Here is a 22,086-nt window from a genome sequence, read left to right as displayed (position 1 = left end):
AAAAACACCCCCCACAAAATGCGGGGGTGTTTTTTAATATAATTTATTTCAAAGTTACGGTAGCACCGGCTTCTTCAAGTTTTTTCTTGATTGTTTCAGCTTCTTCTTTGGCTACACCTTCTTTGATTGGAGATGGAGCACTATCAGCCATATCTTTGGCTTCTTTTAAGCCCAATTGGGTGATTTCGCGGATTACCTTGATGACACCAATTTTGTTGCCACCAGCGGCAGTAAGCTCAACGGTAAATGAAGATTTTTCTTCTTGGGCTTCAGCAGCGGCTGGCATAGCAGCCATAGCTACTGGTTGAGCAGCTGAAACACCAAATTTATCTTCCAAGATTGATACCAATTCTGATAAATCCAAAACTGACATTTTTTCAATCTCTTCAACAATTGCTTTAAATTTGGCAGGAACTTCAACGTCCTTTTTTTCTACTTTTTTTTCTTCTGACATATTTTTTATCCTTTCTTCACCCCTGTTAAATAGCTCGCTTTGCGAGCTCCTGCGAAGCAGGATTTAACGGGGTAAAATTATAAATATATAAAATTAATTATTCTTTTTGATCTTTAATAGCTGATAAAACTCCAACAAAATTTCTCTGTACACCAGATAGTACTCCTACTATACCGGCCATTGGAGAATTGAGTGACCCCACCAATTTGGCTAGTAATTGCTCTTTGGATGGCAAATTGGCTAATCTTTTGACCATATCAGCCATGATGAACTTACCTTCCAAAATACCACCGTCAAGCTGCAAGGCTTCATTTTCTTTGGCATATTTGTTTAGTAATCTGGCTCCGGCCACTTCATCTTCATAAGAAATAGTCAAAGCTACCGAACCGGTCAAACTGTCCAAATTAACATCTGATATATCTTCGGTGGCCATTTTGACCAAAGTCTTTTTGGCTACCAAATATTCAGCATTGTTTTGCTTCATTTCTTTTCTGATGCCTTCAATGGTTTTGACAGATAGACCGTTGTCAGAACTAAAAACTACTGATTTACTTTTGGCTAATTTATCTTTCAAATTGTCCAAAATATCTTGTTTTTGTTGTCTTGTTTTTGGCATATAATTTATATTAATTGTCATTCTGAATTTAATTCAGAATCCTCCTGATAGATCCTGAAGCAAGTTCAGGATGACAGGTACAAAAAAATCTGCGCAATATACCGCAGACGATGAAAAAATAAGCTATTCCTCGGTAGGATTTATATCTGACCAAATGATCCGAAACCCACTGTCTACGGTCTATATTTAATTGATGAAAAAATTATATATTATAATGGCAATATTGTCAAGTCCGCCTACCCGACGGGTCAAGGCAAAAGAAATAGGCCCCGAAAGGTGGTAAAAACCACGTTTTTCGGGGCCTAGCAGCCTAATCTGTCAAGTTGGGGATCAGATGCAGCCGGAAGAAGAACTCCGGCTTCCAGCCCGCGTCCGGCACGTCATCGAGGTCACGGTAATGGACCGCCAGATCGACGTTGATGTTGTGCGGTCCACGGCGGAAATGCAGGATCAAGTTCGGACCGAGACCGATGGATTTGCTTTGGCCGTCCAAGCCTCCCCAGCCTTCAGACTCCAATCCGAATTCGACATACTCCAAAGCGCTGTACTCAGCCTGGGCAAAATAGTAGGTGCCCTGCCCATTGGGGGTGTATTCCAGATCCAGCCAAGCATAAGCCCGGCTGTAGGCCATGGACTGGCCGTCATACAGACTGAAGCGCGTGGAGGTGATCATCGTCTCCTGACGCAGGTTGTAGCCAATAGCTGGCTCGACATCCAGATGTGACATCGATTTGAAGTTGAGACCCAGATACGCCAGGAAGTTGAGCCGACCTTCGAGGTTGACGTTGGGGAACAAGCAATGGATACGCCGCTCCAGCCCAGGCGAGACTTCCTCGCTGTTGTGAAACAGGATCCTGGCTCGCGGAGCGTGCCAGGAGTCTGACCACTTGATGTTGTGCTGCCACTGAGCCGCAGCCGGCAGCGCGAAGATGGAAAGGGACATGGCGATGAGGGCAACGAGTTTGAACAGACGAGTCATTGCAGCTTCTCCTTGCTTGGGCTTATCACTAGCTAGCAACTTAAAACAAGTCGCATTCCACCTCAAAGTAATATACTATTATATCATATTTTTATATTTTTGTCAACATGTAAAGCTCACTACGTTCACCACGTGTTAAAATATAAAAACCCCCTATTTTAGGGGGTTTTCTGGGTAAAATTTCCTATTTTTCTAGTCTAAATAACGGGCTTTATTTTCCAAATGTTCTTCATAAGTACGACTATATATCACTTTGTCGTCATCGCTAGTTAAGAAATAATAATATTCATTGGCAGTCGGATAAACAACCGCCTCTATACTATCAATACCTGGATTAGAAATTGGCCCTGGTGGCAAGCCTTTATATTTATAGGTATTGTAAGGTGAGTCAATAGTTAAATCATCCAAAGTAGGCTGTTCCATGCCTTTACCAGTAATATAATTGATAGTAGCATCAGATTGCAGGCCAATACCAGCGTCAATCCTTTTTAAAAATACATCCGCTATCATTTTTTTATCAGCATAAACAGGCACTTCCCTCTCAATGATTGAGGCTAAAGTAACAACTTCAAAAATAGTTTTGCCCTGACGATTTATTTCCTCGCGAAGAGAGTCACTAAGCTTGCGGTTAAAATTGTTGAGAGTTTTTTTGATAAAAAATTCTTCACTGGTAGAGCTATCAATAAAATAAGTGTCTGGAAAAATATAACCTTCCAAACTGGCATTACTAGGAGCATCAAGCAAAAAATCATAATCGTCCTGCCAATCAATCTTTTCAGAGCTAAGCTCCATAAATTTTTGACCAGACATACCGTGTCTGTCTAGTGCTTCGGACATCAATTTTCTGGTCCAGCCTTCTAAAAGCGTGACTGATTCCTGAGAATCCTGCGGTCCCAAAATCAAAAGATTGGTCAACTGTCGGATAGAAACACCAGCTGGAATATCATAAACTCCAGCAATTAATTTTGACTCGGCCTGTTTGATCCACAACCACGATTCAAAGACAAATTTACTTTTTATCAGGTTATCATTGTATAGTCCATTACTAATCTGATTCACACCTTGGCCATCTTGAACCAAAAATGTTTTATTTTTTGATAGACCGTTGTTGGAATTTACTATAATAAAAAACCAAGCTAGCAAAACTACCAAAAATATTAAAATTAACTTAAAAATAAATTTTTTCACCCCGTTAGAAATTAATTATTAAATAGCTTTTTCCAAGTGTTTATAAATATTTTTCCAAACCATTATTTTTTATTTGCTCTAAAAGCTTTTTTACATCCTGAGCACGATCTGCCGGACACAAAAATATAACATCTTCAGTCTCTACCAATACCATATTCTCTACCCCAACTGTAGCAACGAGCTTACCACTAAAACTATACAACAAATTGTTTTTGCTATCAACAGTAACGCTGCTTGTATTGGTGACATTGTCTTTACCATCAAGTAAAATATCACGCAAACTCCTCCAATGACCCACATCAGCCCAAGTAAAATTTATGGGCATTACCAGCATATTATCCATTTTTTCTAAAAGTCCATAATCAATGGAGATGTTTTGTATTTTCTCATACTCCTTGGCTATATTATCCGGTGACTTCTCTATCCTTAAAAGAGCTTGATATTGCCCTGGCAAATATTTTTTATACCAATCAATCAAGCTAGCCGCTTTAAAGACAAAAATTCCCGGACTCCACAAAAATTTACCTGATTTTACATAAGCCTTGGCCGTAGCCAGATCTGGCTTTTCTTTTAGGCTGGCTACTTCATAAATATCGCCTTTGGAACCCTTGGTCTCAATGTAGCCATAACCAGTCTCAGGATAAGCTGGTTTGACCCCAAAAAGAAGCATCTTGTCTGGGTTTTTTTCTACTACCTTTTCAGCTTTTTTTAAAGCTTTTGTGTATTCTTTTTCGTTTTTTATAAAATGGTCGCTATTTACAGTTACTATGATTGCCTGAGGATCAATATTTTTTATTTTAAGAGTTGCTAGGGCAATAGCAATAGCTGTGCCCTTTGCCTGTGGCTCAATTAAAATATTTTCCGGCAAGATATCTATCTGCTGCCTGATGTTGTCAACAATATTTTGACAAGAGACCACAAAAATATTTTTTTTATCAAAAGAGCTAGCTACCCTATCATAAGTATTCTGTAGTAACGTCTTATCCGACAAAAGTGCTTTGAATTGCTTGGGATTATTTTGGTTGGATACTGGCCACAAACGCGTGCCCAATCCACCGGCTAATATCACTGGGTACAGCATCAATTTAATTTAATAATAACTGCTAAGACTAAAGTATAGATAAAAAATAAATAAAAATAATCACGTTTTAAAATAACTTTTAATAAAGAAAGAGATAAATAACTAACCACCATAGTCACTAAAAAAGCGGCTAGATATGTCCAATTAAAACCTATACTCGCCTCAGAGCCCACTGACGAAAACATAGCATAAATATCTTTGATAGTTAAAAGAAATGAACCTAGTATAGCTGGAATAGCCACTATAAAACCGTATTCAAAAGCCTGATCTTTTTTTATCTTCATAGTCAGAGCCAAAGCAATGACTGCTCCACTTCTAGACAAGCCCGGAAGTACCGCAAAACCCTGAGCAAGCCCTAGCGCAATAGCGTGCCAAATATTCAAATCTTTTTCCCCTTTGGAAAATTTGGTAGCTAATAGCAACATTGAAGTAACCAGTAGCCAACCACTGACAGAATCAACAGTCCGAAAAGTATCTATTTGTTCATAAAATATATAACCTAATATAGCAGTAAAAAAACTACTAACCATAATATATAGCCACCATCTTTTTTTGTCGGACTCTGCCTTGCCAAATGGAGCTAAAATAACTTCTTTTATCTGACTCCTAAAAAACCACAAAATGACTAATAAAGTAGCTAAGTGTAAAAAAATGTCAAAAGACAAATCAACATCAATATTTAACCACTTTTCAAACAGCACTAAATGGCCGGAGCTGGATATAGGCAACCATTCAGTTATACCCTGAACAATGCCCAAAAATATAATTTCTAGTACATTCACCTCGTTAAAAATTAATTATTATATATTTTACCATTTATTTTAACAAAATTTTCTGTTATAATGACTTTATATTATTATTTTTAAAAAAGCAATATGGCTGATTTCAAATTCTTTATTATTCCCCTATTAGTATTGTGTATAAATCAAATAATCAAGCTCCTTGTCCATGGATTCCAAGGCAATTTTAGCTGGGGTAAAATATTTTCTTATGGTGGTATGCCATCTTCTCATACAGCTCTAGCCACCTCTCTGGTTCTGGTAATTGGGTATTTTGAAGGTTGGGCTTCAGTCAGTTTTGCCATTGCCCTGATAATGGCTATAGTGATAGTCAAGGATGCAGCTGGCATCAGACGCAAGCTAGGCAAACAAGCTCAGATAATCAATCAAATGACCAAAAAAATGCCAAGTAAAGAAAAATATAAATTTCCGGTACTCAACGAACGCTTTGGTCATACCAACACAGAAATAATAGTTGGCATGATAATCGGCATTGTACTAACAATGTTGTTAATCTATACCTGGCCAAAGTAAAATTTTATATCAAAGAGCTGCCCGTCATTTCGGGCGGTTTTTTGAGTCCCATAATCTTGAGTATTGTCGGTGCTACATCAGACAACACTCCCACTGGCGTGACATGACTAAGATCAGTACCGGCTACACCGGACAAAACTGCCTTACCAGCAAAATCTTTTCCAATAATAAATAAAGGCACCGGATTGTTGGAATGTTCTTTGTTTATCTCACCGGTCTGCAGGTCATAAAGACTCTCGGCATTACCATGATCAGAGGTTATTAAAACTACACCCTCATACGACAAAGTAGTTTCTACTGCTTCCCCAATCAACTGATCTAATATTTCTATAGCTTCAATAGTAGCCTGGATATTGCCAGTATGGCCAATCATATCAGGATTAGCATAATTGAGCACTATAAAATCATAAGTGCCTTCTTTGATGGCCTGAGTAACCTTGGCTGTCAAATCTCTGGCACTCATAGCTGGTTTTTGGTCATACGAAGTAACCTGAGGTGATGGCACCAGTACTCTGTCTTCGCCTTCATATATTTTTTCTTGACCACCATTAAAAAAATAAGTAACATGAGCATATTTTTCAGTTTCGGCAATATGAAGCTGACGCAATCCGGCTTCAGAAATAATTCTAGCTAAAGGCGTCTCTATGACCAAAGGAGGAAAAGCCACCAAAACCGGCAAATCTTTTTCATATTCAGCCATAGTAATCATCATCAAATTTTTGAAATAGTCTCTTTTGAATTTTTCAAAACCAGGCAAAACCAAAGCCTTGGTCAGTTGTCTAGCACGATCTGATCTAAAATTAAAAAATATTACCCCATCCTTGTCTTTGATGGTGCCTCGTGGTTTGCCCATGTCATCGACAATCACCACTGGAACAAACTCTTCATCATAAACTTTTTTTTCATAGGATTTTTCTATAGCCACTAGGGGATCTTCAAATTTTTCATCAGACACGCCGTCTACCAAGGCTCGCCAGGCTTTTTCCGTCCTGTCCCAACGATTGTCTCTATCCATTGCCCAAAAACGACCACTAAGTGTAGCAATAGCCCCCAAACCTACTTTTTTTAATCTTTCTTCCAGTTTAGTAACAAAATTTAAAGCACTATTATAAGGTGTATCGCGACCATCTAAAAAAGCATGCACATAAACCCGCTCTACTTTTTGTTCTTTGGCCAAATCTATCAAAGCATAAAGGTGTTCATTATAGCTATGCACACCTCCAGAGCTAAGCAAACCAATAAGATGAAGGGCGCTGTTATTTTTTTTGACATGATCACAAACTTTCAAAAAAGCTTCGTTTTGTAAAAAATCACCATCAATAATTGACTTGGAAATCCTAGGCAAATTTTGATATGGGATAACACCTGAACCCAATGATAAATGACCCACTTGGGAATTGCCCATTTCTCCCCAAGACAAACCAACTGCCTCACCTGAAGCAGCCACCGGCATGACCGGATAATTGGAAGAATATTTATCAAGATTGGGCGTCTTGGCCAAAGAAATTGCATTGGCTCGAGACGGTGGAGCAATACCGAATCCATCTAATATAATTAATACCACTGGTTTTGGTCTGTTCATCCCGTTAGAAATTTACTTTATTAAACTATTGTCTTTCATTAATATTGGTTTATCTATCCCCATGATATCCAAAATAGTCGGTGCAATATGGGAAAGACGGCCGGTTTTTTTCAATTTATATTTTTTATCTGAAACAATTATAAAAGGGACTGGATTTATGGAGTGTTCGGTATCAATCTCCTGTGTCTTTAAATTTATCATTTCCTCTACATTTCCATGATCGGCCGTAACTATTACTGTCCCTCTGAATTTCAAAAATTCATCCACTATTCTACCCAAATGTTTATCTACTGCCTCCACTGCTTTGATACCCGCTTTGAGATTGCCAGTATGGCCAACCATATCAGGCGCTGCAAAATTGATACAGAAAAAATCATATTTATCATTTTTTAGACATTGTATTACTTTATCAGTTATTTCCTTGGTACTCATTTCTGGCTTTTTATCATAAGAAAGCACATCTTTGGAAGGAATATCAATCCTATCCTCTCCAGCTATAGGATGATCATAACCACCGTTTATAAAATATGTAACATGAGCATATTTTTCTGTTTCCGCTATATAAAGTTGTCTGACATCTTTAAGAGCTATCGGCAAAGTATCTGGTATATCAATACCTGGATAAGCAGTGAGCACCCCACCCAAATCAGGACCAAAGTCGGTCAAAGCTACAAAAATAAGATTTTTGGGCACTACTTGGCGCTTGAAAGTGCCTCCGTTTTTCTTTTCAAAGTCTTTTTGTACAAAAGCTTTGGTCAACTGCCTAGCTCTATCAGAACGCAGATTAAAAAATACAACGCTATCATTATCATTTATTGGCCCAAGAGGTTTTTTATTTTTACTAATAACTGTCGGCAATATAAATTCATCGCTCTCTCCTCTATTGTAGGCTTGATTGACAGCTTCGACAGCGCTCTTAGCTTTATATCCTTTACCTATAACTATAGCCTCATAAGCTTTACGGGTTCTATCCCAAGCTTTTTTTCTGTCCATCGCATAAAACCTACCCATCACTGAGGCAATTTTTACCCGATCACTGTTGAATACAGTATTATACTGAGCCAATATTTTGAGAGCCGAATAAGGAGGACTGTCACGACCATCAGTAAAAAGGTGTAAATAAATATTTTGTTTTGTCTTAGAAATAAAAAAACTCAAGAGAGATAATATGTGATCATCATGGGAATGAGGACTGGTGCCGTTGGAAAGTAGGCCTATCAGATGTATATCTGATTTGTGTTTTTCCGCATGGCTAGCAGCTTGCAAAAAAGCTGGATTTTTAAAAAAAGTACCATTATTTATAGAGCGTGATATTGTCACTGCATCCTGCTCTATCACCCGTCCCGCGCCAATATTCATGTGCCCCGCCTCAGAATTTCCTGGTTGACCGTCAGGCAAGCCTACATATTTTTCTGAAGCCTGAATCTGAATATTGGGATATTTTTTGTACAATTTTGCCATAACCGGAGTATCAGCTTGCGCTATAGCATTGCCCTTTTCTTCTCCCCACAAACCCCAACCATCCAAAATAACAAGGGCTAAGGTCTTTGCTTTTTTTTGTATATTAGACATAAAATATTATTTAATTTTTTGTTCTATATTTAATAATCTATTATATTTGGCTGTCCTCTCACCTCTGGCAGTAGAACCAGTCTTGATATAATCGGAATTGACAGCTACTGCCAAATCGGCAATTGTCGTGTCGCTAGTTTCTCCACTACGATGAGAAACTATTAGTTTATAATTATTTTCTCGTGCGTAACGGATAGTGTCCAATGTCTCGGTCAAGGTGCCAATTTGATTTGGCTTGATTAGGATTGTATTGGCCACTTTCATTTCTACACCTTTTTTGAGTCTAGCCTTGTTGGTCACAAACAAATCATCACCAATCAGACAGACATCTTGAGATTGGATAAAACCATCGCCTGTAAAATCCGCCCAAGATGACCAGTCCTCCTGATCAAGTGGGTCTTCCAAAAAACGAAGTGGATATACTTCCATCAGATCCAGATAAAAATCTATCATCTCATCACTACTAAATTTGGCCTTCTCCAAGTCCAAAATATATTTTTTTTGCTGGTCATCATAAAACTCAGAAGCTCCAGCATCAACACCCAAAAGTATATCTTTATCAGGCTGATAACCACTACTCTCAATTGACTGCATCAAAAGCTCAAAAACCTGACGGTGTGAGTTGACATTTGGTGCATAGCCACCTTCATTGCCCAAATCAGTATCTAGACCTATCCCGTCCAATAAAGTACCTAGTTTATGAAATATCTCACTGGCTTGACGCAATTTTTCGGCAAAAGTCGCTGCCTTGACGGGCACTATCCAAAACTCCTGAATATTGATATTGGTAGAAGCATGAGCTCCACCGTTTATGACATTGACCACTGGAGTCGGTAAAATATAAGATCTAAGTCGCGGATTATAAATCTGTCTAATATATTCATAAAGCTGGACATTGTTGAACTTGGCCGCCGCATGAGCCAAAGCCAAAGAAACTGATAATATAGCATTGGCGCCGAGCTTGCTTTTATTTTTGGTGCCATCAAGCTCAATCATTAATCTATCTAGTTTGCTTTGCTCATTGACTAATAAACCAGTTAATTCTTTATTTAAAATGGTATTTACATTGTTTACTGCCTTGAGCACTCCTTGGCCGCCGTATCTTACCTTGTCACCATCTCGGAGCTCATGAGCTTCAAAGCGACCAGTCGATGCTCCCGAAGGCACCGCCGCCGTAGCTGATATACCACTTGATAATTCAACTGTAGTCTCTAGAGTTGGATTGCCGCGGGAATCAAGAATTTCTATAGCGCTAATTTTTTTTATTTTATCCGGCATATGTTTTTTAAATATTGAATTACCTTATTTTCAATCTATCTAACGACGGCATCTTACTACCCCCCAAGTATGTGAGCATTGCTCCACCGCCCGTAGAAATAAAATCAAATTTTTTGTCAAAACCAAGCTCTTTGGCCAGTTCTACTGTCTCACCACCACCGATAATGACTTTGGCTGGCAGTTTGGCCAGATACTTCATAATCTCCCGAGAACCCTGTACAAAATTTTTGTTCTCAAAATATCCAAAAGGTCCATTCCAAACAACCAGTTTGGCTGACTTTAAAATACTTTCATATTCCTTGATTGTAGCCGGACCAATATCCAAAATCATGGCATTTTTGGGAATATTATCAATTGTTTTGGTTTGATACTTTTTTACTTTTAGGCTGGTGGCGACATTGACATCAATGGGCAAGTGGATATTATTTTTCAAAAGTGTCTTGGCGCTGGCTAGTGACTTGTCATCCACCAAAGACTTGCCCACACTGTATCCAGAAGCTTTGATCATTGTATTGGCTAACGCTCCACCTAGGAGTATTTTATCAGCTTTGACTGATAGTTTTTTGATAAGCTTTATCTTGGTAGAAATCTTGGCGCCACCAAACATAATGACCACACCATCTTTGGCGTCCAGTATCTGAGAAAGGTGTTTTATCTCGTCTATGATCAAAAATCCGGCATAAGCTGGCAAATATTCAGTAATAGCGTGCATTGAAGAATCCTGCCTGTGTAAATTGCCAAAAGCATCATTGACATAAATATCAGCCAATTTACTCAGATCTTTGGCCAAGCGCTTGCAATTTTTCTTTTCCCGAGGCTCAAAACGGATATTTTCCAGCATAGCTATCTGAGAAAACTCCATAGACTGACTGTCTTTTACATAATCACGAAAATCATCAGCCCAAAATTCTATTTTTTGCCCCAACTTTTTGGATAAAGATTTGGCTACTGGCAAAAGCGAAAATTTTTCTTGCCTTTGACCATCTGGCCGACCCAAATGAGCCACGATAATTATCTTGGCCTTATGTTTGATAAGATAATTGATAGTTGGCAAAGATCGATCCAAACGCCAGTCCCCAGACGGGTCTACTTGATCACCTTTGAGAGGGACATTAAGGTCTAGGCGTAATAAAACCCGTTTTCCTTCTAAAGTCCTTATTTGCTCGAGATTTCTAAGCTTCATTTTATTGTAACAAATTAGTATCTTCTTTTGTTTCTGGATTAAAAATTGATACGACAAAATCCAGCTGAGCTAAATCACAAAGTTTTTCAGTCGGTATTTCTACTCTGACATAATCAAAAATAGAGCTAGCCTCATCCAAAAATACACCCAAGTCGCTCAATTTGTCTTTGTTTTCTTGCGAAATAGGCTGTTCTTTTGTCTTTATCATTGCTCCAATACGACTGGTATTACCACTAAGTCCGTAGATAGAAGCCTCTATCTTGTCGCTATCACAGCCCACTTTATATCTGACTATATCTGGTTTGTTTTTTTCTTTGTGATCTACAAACAAAAATATAGAAAATCCTACTAAGAGGATAATTACAAAAAAGACTATTGAATGGCTAGTTTTCATCCCGTTAGAAATTTAATTTTATTATACACCTGTACAAGTATTATACCATTTTTGATTATTTTTTAAAAGAAACAACCTCGGAGGTTAATTAACCTCCGAGGTCACATTTATTTAATTGTTACCTCTTTTTGTCCAGTCAAATAGCAGGAAAATGTCTCCGCAAAAAGCATGCATACACAACTATCAGCGATCAAATTCTGAGGATTTTTCTAGGGCTCGGAGATTATTTTATCCAATATACTCCACCTTATTATCAACTATCTTAATCCAATCACACTTTCCTTCTAATATACCTTGCATAGAACCAACTATAACATAATCTTGCCATTTTCCATCGTTATCTATCCCTTTCAAATTTGCCTTAACCTTTAATTCCTTTTTAATTTCCATCAAAATACTTTCTGCCATAGTATAAAAAACATAAAAGTAATCATCCTCATTTTTCGGCCCATTAAAAGTATTAAATAAAAACATAAACTTGTCATTAACCTTATCCTTTCGTACTATAATTGTATAAAATCTTAAATCTATCATATTATTTAACTATATACTTATTAATTTCACTAACAATATTCTGATCGCGAACTATAATATCTTGAGAATATGGTAAATTTGGATCACTTACATTATTTATTATAATAGAACCATTATGGTGCTCACCTGCTCCAGCAAAATGAGACAAATGCGACAGTATAAAAAGGGTTTAGAAAGTGTCGCATTTTGTTTATTTATTAATGAAATGAACTAAATTGACGGATTGGGTGATTTATACCCTGATATTATTATTTCCGTGATAATTCAGCAGCTCTGTTTTCTGCGTCTTGTATAGCTGATTTAACTTCTTTCTCTATGATCTTATCAATACGCTCTAGTGAATTAAGATTTCTGGAAAATTCTTTCTGTTTAACTTTACTACGAAAATATCTAAAATTAATTCCTTCACATTTCCATAAAAACCATTTTCCACTCCTTTTACGCAAATGGTCATTATATATCTTGACTTGCGTCATGATTTCTATACCGTGTTTTATAAATTTATTTATAAATTCATCTATGGAATTAGCAAATCCCTGCAGATTATAGGCATAGTCTTCTCTCTGTTGATCCGAATTTAGATTTTGATTTTGCCTTATCAAAGCTATATGTAGTTCGTTCTTTCTTAGTAAATCTGCAAAATCATTTTTAAGACCCGCTACGGCCTCATTTGTCTCTTTAATGCCAGAATCTGTCCATAAAAGTTTATTATGTAAGTAATAACTTTTTATCTTAAAATTTGGTGCTTCTATGTCACGATAGACATCTCTTATAGCTGGATAATTTGTGGTCTCAAGAGAAAAATGGTGCTTATCTGTTATGGCTCTTATTTGATTAACCAGAATTCTTAATCTAGAAACAAAATCTTGTAGTTTTTGGCGTGTTTTATATGTATCATCTAAACTTCGTGTTATACTAATTTCTATTCGCCGTAGATGCTCCTTACGCTCTTCTTTCTTACTCATTACGCCCTTAAGCCAAGCACCGAGCCCCAAAAGAAAGGGACCAAGTGCAGCTCCAATAAGAGTTTGCCATTTTAATAAAAATTCTGTCATAAGTGTAATTTCACCGGTGGCTTAAAAAATCACCAGTGAAATAAATTATATTAAATCTTTAAAACTCTGATATAGTTTCAAAATCTCTGGTAGCTCATCAGATATATAGCTATCTAATTCTACTGGATTATCCATTTTTGGATTTATAATTTCATCCATCTTACTATTTATTAAATCTGCAGTTTGATTATATAACTCATCATTGCTAGACCAAAAATCCTTTTCAACTTTTAATAAAGTTGATAGTAGACGAAATCCGGTGTCTTCAGTCTCAATGAGTATATTCTCATTTAATTTGCTTAAAGATAACGGTACCACAAAACCTAAACTAATCTGCTGCCTTAACAATAATGCCAAATCATCCACACTTAAATCTTTTAACCTCTTTTTCCTAATATCTTCTACCTTTTTAACAAGAGAATCATTGGGATCACTAGCGTCCATAGAGCCATCTAGCTCATTTAGTGACTTTTCTAAATTTTCTATCATACTAATGTGATTTTAATATATTATCTATTCTGTCTATGTGACTTTTAGCTGTATCAATAGCTTTGTTAACGCTGTCGACTGTTTTCTTATCTAAATTATAATTATCTAAATATCTTGTAAGCTTTGATACATTATTTTGCAAACCTTTATAGGCGGACATAACTTCATCATAATGGTCAAAATTCCTGCCTAAATTATTGCTCCAAACTGGTGCCTTACTCAGATCTCTTATAAAGCCTGCATAATCCATTTTAGTAAGATGATCTGACACTGTATTACCAATTTTATTTACAGCGTTATCAATTGATTTGCCAATTGTTTTATCGACCGTTTTTAATACATCAACACCTTCATCAATGTGCCCATACCCACCACCAGGTAATGCCAACCCTACTAGTAGGAATCCACCAGATGATGTCTTTTCTTTTGAACTAGTATCCTCACCAAACCACGCATTACCAGCATCATAAGCATCCCACGCACTAAAACCTACTTCAGCAGCAATCCAAGCAACGGCGACTACAGCCAAAAATGCAAACTCACCAGTATCATCCTTCATTATCACTGGATTATTCAACGCATATGCATAGCTATTAAGGTTCTGCGGATTAGCCAACAATCTCTCTAGATCACCTCTGGTAATCTCTTTCAACTTCTGACCATCGTGAAGTATAAGAGTAGCCGGATCCACCGTCGTAAATCGTCCAGTCTGGTTATCCATATACCTCGCCCCAAAGTATTGCAAGGCATTTTCTTCATCAATTTCCTTGCCGGTAAATTTGAAGTTGTTTTCTGAAGAACCTGTTTCATAGTTTATTTTACCATAAGGCTCATAATCACTCAATTCAAGGGTATTGCCCGAATTGTCAGTAATAATATTATTGGAGCTTAGATGATCAGATATATAATAATATGGATTATCATTATTTTTTAAACTAGCCACTCTGGTACTACCTAGGAATAGGTGGCTTTTTTCATTATCAGACAAGTCTTTTTCAAAATACTTATCTACATACTTATCTTCTTTGACACGTCTGAGTTCATAAGTACCTCCACTAGTGTCCATAGATAAAGACATCATTCCCACAATTGGTGGATCTTCCAAATCTGGAGGAATAAATACATAATCTTCAGTGTATTTCAAGAAGCGCTGATTGTTGTGGTCATATTGATAATAGCTATTTTTGGTGGTAGCAATGTCATAGCTGTTTTTGAGTCTATTTCTCCAGTCCCAAGAAAATTTGCTAATACCACCATTTAAATACATATTACCAGCGTCGTCATAACTAAAATTGCGACTACCATAGCTGGACAACTGGTGTGGATTGTCAAAGGCATAATTCATTGTACCTAGTTCTGAGTTGTAGGTCATATTGCCTACCTGATCATACTGATACTCTCGTGAATAATTGTCAGCCGGATGAGTGACATAGCTGACTGTACTCGATGCCAGTCTGTAGAAGTCATCGTATTCATAATCCACGCTCTTGGCCAAGTCAGTGTCAGAGCTGTCAGTGATATTTGTGATATTACCGATATTGTCATAAGTATATGATATGTCTTGCAAAGTTGTAGCACCTTGAGTGCTAATCAAATCAGTTAAACGGAAATTTTGCTGAGGATCATAAGTATAATCACTAACTACGCCATTGGCGCGCTCCAGATGAGTCATCTGGCCATTTTGGTTGTAAACAATATTATTTACTATACTCATTGGACCCTGACCTTTATCAAGAGACACACCATTTACTTGGCCAATGGAATCAAAACTATAAGCTACTTTCCAAGCATTTGGATATTGTATTTCTTTGATGTCACCATTTAAATTGTAGTCATATTTCATGACAAAGACTTCATTTTCAATAGTTGTGGTAGCTGTGGTAAGTCGTCCTAGTATATCATAGTCATAGGCCTTGGAATTACCTCCACCATAATCTACAAAAGACAGCTGACCAATGTCACCATTTTGATCGTAGGCATAACTAATAACTGGACTATTATCTAATTTTTCATACAACACTCTATTTAAACTATCATACTCATAGGAAATAGCGTCTCCCTTGAAGCTAGTCTCAGTCAGCACATTGCCATTTTTGTCATGAGTGTACTGTATTTTCTCAGGATCGGCTACTGATGATAAATGCACCATATCCTGCCAGTCTAGATTGTCTAAGGCGTCGTAGTGGAAATTTCTAATATTACCCTGACTGTCAGTGATTTTTTCCAATTTGTTGGTCAAAGTATAGTCATAACTAGTGGTATATATATTAGAATCATTATGCTCTTTGACTTCCACCAAATTGCCGTAGGCGTCTTTGGTTAGCTCTTTGATATTGCCGTTTGGATCAGTGATAGTAGTCTTGAAGCCATCATATTCATAACTGGTCACGCCAGTTGGAGTAGCTTCTGACAATACTCTATCTAAGGCATCATAGGTATAGGTCTTGGCTGGTTGACTAAGATTTGCTGTTGTATATTCCAAAGTAGAAGTAATATATGGCAATGACTGCCTATCTACTCTACCCTGAGAATCATAGCTGATATCTACTGTAGCATACTGATTGGCAGTAGCAGTTTGAGATTTCTTTTGCACTACTCTATATAGGCCATCGTAGTATTCACGAGAAATGATGTAGCTAGTGGCATCAAAATAGTCTTTGGTTTCTTTGTAGCCTATCTCAGTATTTACACCATAATAAACCTTAATTTTTATATCATCTAAAAACCAAGTAGTATCCCCACCATCAAGCCGAGAACCAGAATAATTTACTGAAAAATTATCATTAATAAAATCAGAGCTTACGGGGTTTAATGCCCAAATATCATCGGAACCTCCCACTGTATCTACATGATCAATAGTAGAAACTGATAAAAATCGGGGATCTGACCAAACCCCATTACTAGCAGAATAGTACCTTATAGATTCATCAACATCGGTAGTATTATCTACTAAATGTTCACTCATTACTTCAAAGCCAATTATTTCAGAGGCAGCTGGAAGATTTATATTAAATCCTTCGTATGATTGAAATCTTGATGAACCACCATTACCAAAATCTCTGGCTGTAGTATAAATATCGTCACTAGCATAAGCATTACTTGGATTATAAAATTGATTATAGTATTTTCCGGTTTGTGTTGGAGACAACCAGCCTGTATCGTCACTATATCTAAAAAATACAAAAGGATCTTGGTATTCAATTTCTTGTTTAATAAATGTTGTAGTGGGATTATCTGGGTCCGAAATTTTTACCTCTACCAGCCGACCAAAAGCGTCAAAACTATTAATCGTCAGCATTCCATTAGGTGCAGTGGAGGTGGCAAGTTGCCCATTAAGCAAATTGTATTCCGTATAGGTAGTTTGATTAAAGACGTTGGTAATTTCTGATGGGTAAAGATTTAAGCTATCATAAACAATAGCAGTAGAATCACCCTCTGGACTAATTTCTTCAGACACCAAGCCATAACTGTTAAAATTTCTATTTATTTCTACGCCTTGTTCTATATAGTCCTCTTTAGTCAAATTGACTTTTTCTATTTGACCTAATGGTAAATTATCATAGTATAGATTTTGTTCCTTACTATCAGAAGTGTTCGATATAATTTTAGTTTTTGGAGCTGCTAAAATATGTTTGGTTGTATTTTGGGCGTAATCATAATTTGTGTCTTTTTCATCGCCAATTACTTGATCCAAAATTTCACCAGTTGCAGTATCTACCTGCACTTGACCCAAACTATGCTCAGTAAGTAAATTTCCCGTGCTAAAATCATATTCATTTTGCACAGCTGTTGATTGAATGCTTTGCGTAAAATCAGTAGACGCCTTCTGAGAATTATATACAAATTTATTATTATGCCCTAAGTCGGTTTCTTCCCATTTGTAAATATTCTGATTCAATAATCCATTGGTATTATTATCATATATTTCTTGGCGATATGGCTTACCAATCTTATAGTAGCTATCTTGATATTCTCCTTGACTAGAATCACTAACATTACCTTGGTGATAGTAAGTGGTGGTTTTCTGATTACCAATTGTTTTTTCTACTTCTGCAAAGCCAGCAAACTTTTTATCATATGGATCAGCATAATAGTAGTCTCCCCCACTATAGCTATAGGTAGTAGTGGCAATACCTCCCAAACCATCGTCTATAACAATATTTTTGACTGTCTCTATATTAAATGGTAAGTCGGGATTAGGTAGATTGTCTGGGCTGTCTATATATTGAGTAGCTGACTGATATTCCAAATTAATTTGACTGCCACGAGAATTATTAACTGTTTCTAAATTTTCTTTATTTGCTAAACTTACATGAACATATCTGGGATAAGCCTCTTTAGCTCTTATAAAATCATCTTGCCCGTCACCATTGATATCAAAAAGTCTAACCCCTTGGTCTATCATAAATGACCCTCCTAAAAAATGACTCAATATGTAATAATTATTATTTAAATGCCAACCTTGACCCGTATTAATATAAACCTCGGAAGTATCAGGATATATATCACGAAGAATGTCAATCAAACCATCCCCATTGATATCTGATAATCTAGTACCATAATCTGTATACCAACTACCATCAAAATTTACAAAATAAGTGGGCAGACTATAATTTAAATTCAGTTCCCAACCATGCCCATTATTAATATAAACTTCATTATGTTGATTTCCACCTCCTGCACCATAAGCATTCACTCCTCTGACAATGTCTATCAAACCATCACTATTAACATCCATAAAACGAGTGCCCGCGTCCTGATCCGAATCTACAAAATAAGTAGGTAAAGTATAATTTGTTTCCAAATCCCAACCATGTCCATTATTAATATAAATTTTGTTTGTTTCTATATTTGAACCCAATACCACATCAACCAAACCGTCACCATTGATATCGGCCATACGCGTACCCAAATCAAAACTTCTTATACCCGCACCCGAATCATCATGCCTGACAAAATTCAAAGGAAAAATCCAAGAAGGATCCAAAACCCAGTTTGTACCATTATTGATATAGACCGCTCTGATTTCTCTAACTTCGTCCTGAAGATATACAGCTTTTATCAAGTCCACTAAATTATCCCCATTCACATCGGCCAATCTCAAACCATCATCAAAATTGTCCCCCGAAATAAAAGAATCTGGCAATGAATAAGTGGTACTAGTACTCCAATCGGGGTAATGATTAATATAAATTTCTTTTATATCTCTATAACCTTTGACTATATCGGTCAATCCATCGCCATTGATATCAGCCATGCGTACGCCCAGATCAAAAGACTGATAGCCATTGTCACTAATAAAACCAACTGGAAAATTCCAATCTATTCCACCTTGCCAACTTTCTAAATCCTGGCTATAACTCATATCATCACTGGGTAATGTTATCACTTGTCCACTTGTTTCATCTCTACCACTTTCCACAATGTTGTCCAAAATTGATAAAGACCCATTTTCCCCAACTGTATAATTAAAATTATATTTTTTGACCCAAGAGCCATTCACTTTTATTTGTATTTCAGAAATACGATAATTATTCTTGACCAAAAACCTACTATCATAAGATTCCAAATCATCTAGACGAGACTCTCTGATAAAATCTATTTCGAAAATCCCATCGGTGCTACCGTGCCCTGTATAAAATATCTTGGCTGGATAAATCTGCCCCTGATCCTTATAATATTCATAGCGAATATAATTGTCATTTGTATCTCTTACCTCTTCTAGCATCCATTTATATATCATACTCGGTCCTTCAGGGTTATCCTGACGACTAGATAAGCTGGATCCAAATTTATAAACTATCCCCTGTTTATCGGTCGCTGTCCAAGCATTAGTAATACTAGAAAATTCATATTGTAAATAGTCGCCGTTTTCAACCCGAGCGCCATAATTACCATACGGAGTGACAGCGCCCACCGGCACCAACTCACCACTCATAGATGAGATATAATCGTAATTACTATACATATAATAAACGCCCCGTTTAGTGCTTACCTCTATACTGGGAATGTTTACCGACCATCCTAAACCAAATAAATTATGTGTCTCTTTATCTTGGCTATTATAAGTTAAACTGATATCTGTCTGAAAATTATTACGGCCTGAAGGAATTTGAATAGGATAATTATAAATTAAAGCACCTGTATTATTATCAACATCTATATTTAATTTCTTATTAGCCAGTTTTTTCTCATCTTTATCCAAATAAGTTATATCGGCTGGCGGATCTTCTAAAAGTGTTTCCAGTCGCTCTTCTGGTGACAAAACCGGCTCATCAATAATTGGCTCAATATCTACAGGCTTATCATTAATAGGATATTCCTCTACTGGCAAAGGCAAAATCTCCACCACAGGAATACCTGTTTCTTTTGAATCTTCTACTGGCACTACTTCCACTGGAGTGAGTATTTCTCTAGCCTGTGCCAAACTTGGCGCTACACTAGAAAAAACCAGACTAAACATCAAAAATAATATTACTAGTCTGGATTTATTAATTTTTCTCATGCTTGTCATATGCTTTGTGATTAATTTATGAAAATATATTTAACGGGGTAAAATTATCTTATTATTTCTTCTAATTTTTCTTGAGAATCAATGTAGGGCAATGTTATAATCTTTGTCATACAATTATTAAATTTTTTATAAAAAAGACCATAATAATTTTCACCATATTCATTATATACTAGCGGCTCCTTTTCTGCTTTTAATAATTCTTCTTGGTCAACGACCAAAGAGCATAGATCACTCTCGTCATAAATACTTATGTCAGGATAATATACAATTTGTTTATCTAGACCTGAATCATATTCCTCCATGATCCTATCTATAGGATAACAATCCACTCTTTTATCATAAACCACTTCGCTGCATTCCCAATCATTTTTATAAAAAAAGATTAATTTTTCATTTTGAGAAACAAATTTTTTATACCCTTCAGGAGATTCTTGATTTTCTGACTGAAAATTTATGACATTTATGTTATTAGAACCAATGGGCTTTTTATTATTTTTATAAAAATTTAAATAAAAATAAATTATAGCTGCCAATACGATAATTATAATTAATATTGTTTTTTTACTATTCATAAATATAATTTCCCGGAGCGGGAGTATATAATATATTACTATATGGAATACTAGTCTGCTGACTATAGCGTGCCCATCCTTGAACTTTTAATCCACCTCTATCATTTACTGTATATTCTGGCTGACCACTATCATTGTATGAACGAACAAATGATTGACTATATAGTCCCTGTTTACCGCTATAATTCTGCTCTAATGTATAAACATAACCTATATTAGAATTTCCATCAAAACTTACTTCCGCAATTATACCTACGTGTCCATAATCGCCACCTGACCAAGTCAAAATATCATTTTCTTGAGGCATTATACTGCTATTATTTTTATAAACAGTATATTGTCCGTCGTGACTCTTATTAAAATCATTAAAACTTGATTGTTTACTATAAAAATTGGCGTTACCTATGCTGCCTAATTCAACTTTATATTGGTCATTCACAAATTTTTTAACCCAATCGACACATTGATAATCATGCCAACCTTGTCCCGAATACTCGCCAGCACTTACCAATTCCATACCTCTATATTTACCATAATCCTGCCTGTATTCATAAAACCCGCTACTACTATAATATGGCTGAAACTCAGACACTTTTTCCCCTGTCTTATCCACTAAGCTAATTGGATTATTACGACTGTAGCTATAGCTATTGAGCTGTTGCGGATCAGACAAAAATTGATTTATCTCAGATATAAGCAAAGGATCAATACTAGCAAATCTGCCAACATCACTATCATAATATCTCTGACCAAAATATTGCAAGCCCGTTTCTGTATCAAACTCCTTACCAGTGAATTTATAATCATTATTTATTGATGATTCACTGTGTATAACACTGCCATAATCATCATAATCATTTGTCTCTACTATTTGACCCGTCGGGTTGGTAATAATGGTATGTGAGCTCAAATGGTTGTCCAAATTGAAATAATTATCATCATTATCTATAGTAGCAATTTTTTGATCTCCTAAATAAACATACAATTTAAATTGGCCATTTTGATTAACCTCAAAATACTGATCTACATATTTTGTTTTATCAGTTATTTGTTTGACTGCGTCCCCGACAGCCAAGATCTGCCGGGGAACAATCATTATCAAAGTGCAAAACATAAAAATTATGCTCCCAAAATCGCTTTTTTTCATTCCTTTGCAAACTAATTATTAGCTTGCCTGTTTTTATTTTACCAATATACTGCGTACTGCTCTTCTCTGGTGATTACATTCTTTATTCCTGAAAATACCCACCAGGGAACAGCCAATATCAAACACCCAAACAAT

Annotated in this window: 18 protein-coding genes; 1 reads left to right on the top strand and 17 read right to left on the bottom strand. The window is 36.3% G+C overall.

Annotation, left to right across the window (positions count from 1 at the left end; translation table 11 throughout):
• Window positions 1-43: 43 nt before the first annotated feature.
• The 6 genes from rplL to KKH39_03065 form a co-directional block, all read right to left on the bottom strand.
• Window positions 44-454, bottom strand: coding sequence for a 50S ribosomal protein L7/L12 (rplL, locus tag KKH39_03090; GenBank protein ID MBU1203000.1), 411 nt, complete (start codon window positions 452-454; stop codon window positions 44-46).
• Window positions 455-551: 97 nt separating this feature from the next.
• The gene (gene rplJ / locus KKH39_03085) at window positions 552-1,070 is read right to left on the bottom strand and encodes a 50S ribosomal protein L10 (protein ID MBU1202999.1); all 519 of its coding nucleotides are present in this window, start codon (window positions 1,068-1,070) and stop codon (window positions 552-554) included.
• Between the two features lie 310 nt (window positions 1,071-1,380).
• Window positions 1,381-2,049, bottom strand: a complete 669-nt coding sequence (locus KKH39_03080) for a hypothetical protein (protein ID MBU1202998.1) — start codon at window positions 2,047-2,049, stop codon at window positions 1,381-1,383.
• A gap of 192 nt (window positions 2,050-2,241) precedes the next feature.
• Window positions 2,242-3,237, bottom strand: coding sequence for an endolytic transglycosylase MltG (gene mltG / locus KKH39_03075; protein ID MBU1202997.1), 996 nt, complete (start codon window positions 3,235-3,237; stop codon window positions 2,242-2,244).
• A 40-nt stretch (window positions 3,238-3,277) separates the two neighbouring features.
• Window positions 3,278-4,318, bottom strand: coding sequence for a mannose-1-phosphate guanylyltransferase (locus KKH39_03070; GenBank protein MBU1202996.1), 1,041 nt, complete (start codon window positions 4,316-4,318; stop codon window positions 3,278-3,280).
• Window positions 4,318-5,100, bottom strand: a complete 783-nt coding sequence (locus KKH39_03065) for an undecaprenyl-diphosphate phosphatase (GenBank protein MBU1202995.1) — start codon at window positions 5,098-5,100, stop codon at window positions 4,318-4,320. Before KKH39_03065 ends, KKH39_03070 begins: the two co-directional genes overlap by 1 nt.
• A gap of 93 nt (window positions 5,101-5,193) precedes the next feature.
• Between KKH39_03065 and KKH39_03060 the strand changes: the two genes are divergently transcribed.
• Window positions 5,194-5,631, top strand: a complete 438-nt coding sequence (locus KKH39_03060) for a divergent PAP2 family protein (protein MBU1202994.1) — start codon at window positions 5,194-5,196, stop codon at window positions 5,629-5,631.
• Window positions 5,632-5,635: 4 nt separating this feature from the next.
• Here KKH39_03060 and gpmI (KKH39_03055) read toward each other — a convergent pair whose 3' ends face one another.
• The 11 genes from gpmI (KKH39_03055) to KKH39_03005 form a co-directional block, all read right to left on the bottom strand.
• On the bottom strand, window positions 5,636-7,213 hold the full coding sequence (gene gpmI, locus KKH39_03055) for a 2,3-bisphosphoglycerate-independent phosphoglycerate mutase (protein ID MBU1202993.1): 1,578 nt from the start codon (window positions 7,211-7,213) through the stop codon (window positions 5,636-5,638).
• Window positions 7,214-7,225: 12 nt separating this feature from the next.
• The gene (gpmI, locus tag KKH39_03050; protein MBU1202992.1) at window positions 7,226-8,785 is read right to left on the bottom strand and encodes a 2,3-bisphosphoglycerate-independent phosphoglycerate mutase; all 1,560 of its coding nucleotides are present in this window, start codon (window positions 8,783-8,785) and stop codon (window positions 7,226-7,228) included.
• A gap of 6 nt (window positions 8,786-8,791) precedes the next feature.
• Window positions 8,792-10,063, bottom strand: coding sequence for a phosphopyruvate hydratase (gene eno, locus KKH39_03045; protein MBU1202991.1), 1,272 nt, complete (start codon window positions 10,061-10,063; stop codon window positions 8,792-8,794).
• 19 nt (window positions 10,064-10,082) lie between these two features.
• On the bottom strand, window positions 10,083-11,246 hold the full coding sequence (locus tag KKH39_03040) for a phosphoglycerate kinase (GenBank protein ID MBU1202990.1): 1,164 nt from the start codon (window positions 11,244-11,246) through the stop codon (window positions 10,083-10,085).
• A gap of 1 nt (window position 11,247) precedes the next feature.
• The gene (locus KKH39_03035; protein ID MBU1202989.1) at window positions 11,248-11,640 is read right to left on the bottom strand and encodes a hypothetical protein; all 393 of its coding nucleotides are present in this window, start codon (window positions 11,638-11,640) and stop codon (window positions 11,248-11,250) included.
• 228 nt (window positions 11,641-11,868) lie between these two features.
• Entirely contained in the window at window positions 11,869-12,174 is a 306-nt protein-coding gene (locus KKH39_03030; protein ID MBU1202988.1) for a hypothetical protein, read from the bottom strand.
• A 248-nt stretch (window positions 12,175-12,422) separates the two neighbouring features.
• Window positions 12,423-13,229 (bottom strand): hypothetical protein, encoded by an 807-nt coding sequence (locus KKH39_03025; GenBank protein ID MBU1202987.1) that lies wholly within the window; start codon window positions 13,227-13,229, stop codon window positions 12,423-12,425.
• 45 nt (window positions 13,230-13,274) lie between these two features.
• A complete protein-coding gene (locus tag KKH39_03020; protein MBU1202986.1) occupies window positions 13,275-13,718 on the bottom strand; it encodes a hypothetical protein in 444 nt (147 codons plus the stop codon).
• A gap of 1 nt (window position 13,719) precedes the next feature.
• Window positions 13,720-20,232: a VCBS repeat-containing protein gene (locus KKH39_03015; protein MBU1202985.1), complete on the bottom strand. Its 6,513-nt coding sequence runs from the start codon at window positions 20,230-20,232 to the stop codon at window positions 13,720-13,722.
• A 44-nt stretch (window positions 20,233-20,276) separates the two neighbouring features.
• Window positions 20,277-20,804 (bottom strand): hypothetical protein, encoded by a 528-nt coding sequence (locus KKH39_03010; protein ID MBU1202984.1) that lies wholly within the window; start codon window positions 20,802-20,804, stop codon window positions 20,277-20,279.
• The gene (locus tag KKH39_03005; protein MBU1202983.1) at window positions 20,797-21,951 is read right to left on the bottom strand and encodes a CHAP domain-containing protein; all 1,155 of its coding nucleotides are present in this window, start codon (window positions 21,949-21,951) and stop codon (window positions 20,797-20,799) included. The genes KKH39_03010 and KKH39_03005 overlap by 8 nt, the downstream gene beginning before the upstream one ends.
• Between the last annotated feature and the right edge of the window lie 135 nt (window positions 21,952-22,086).

The sequence above is a fragment of the Patescibacteria group bacterium genome, assembly GCA_018819405.1.
In the GTDB taxonomy this organism is placed as follows: Bacteria; Patescibacteriota; Patescibacteriia; order UBA1558; family GWA2-36-10; genus XYD1-37-29.
The sequence above is the reverse complement of the archived record's forward strand: the minus strand, read 5'-3'. Positions and strand labels throughout refer to the sequence as shown.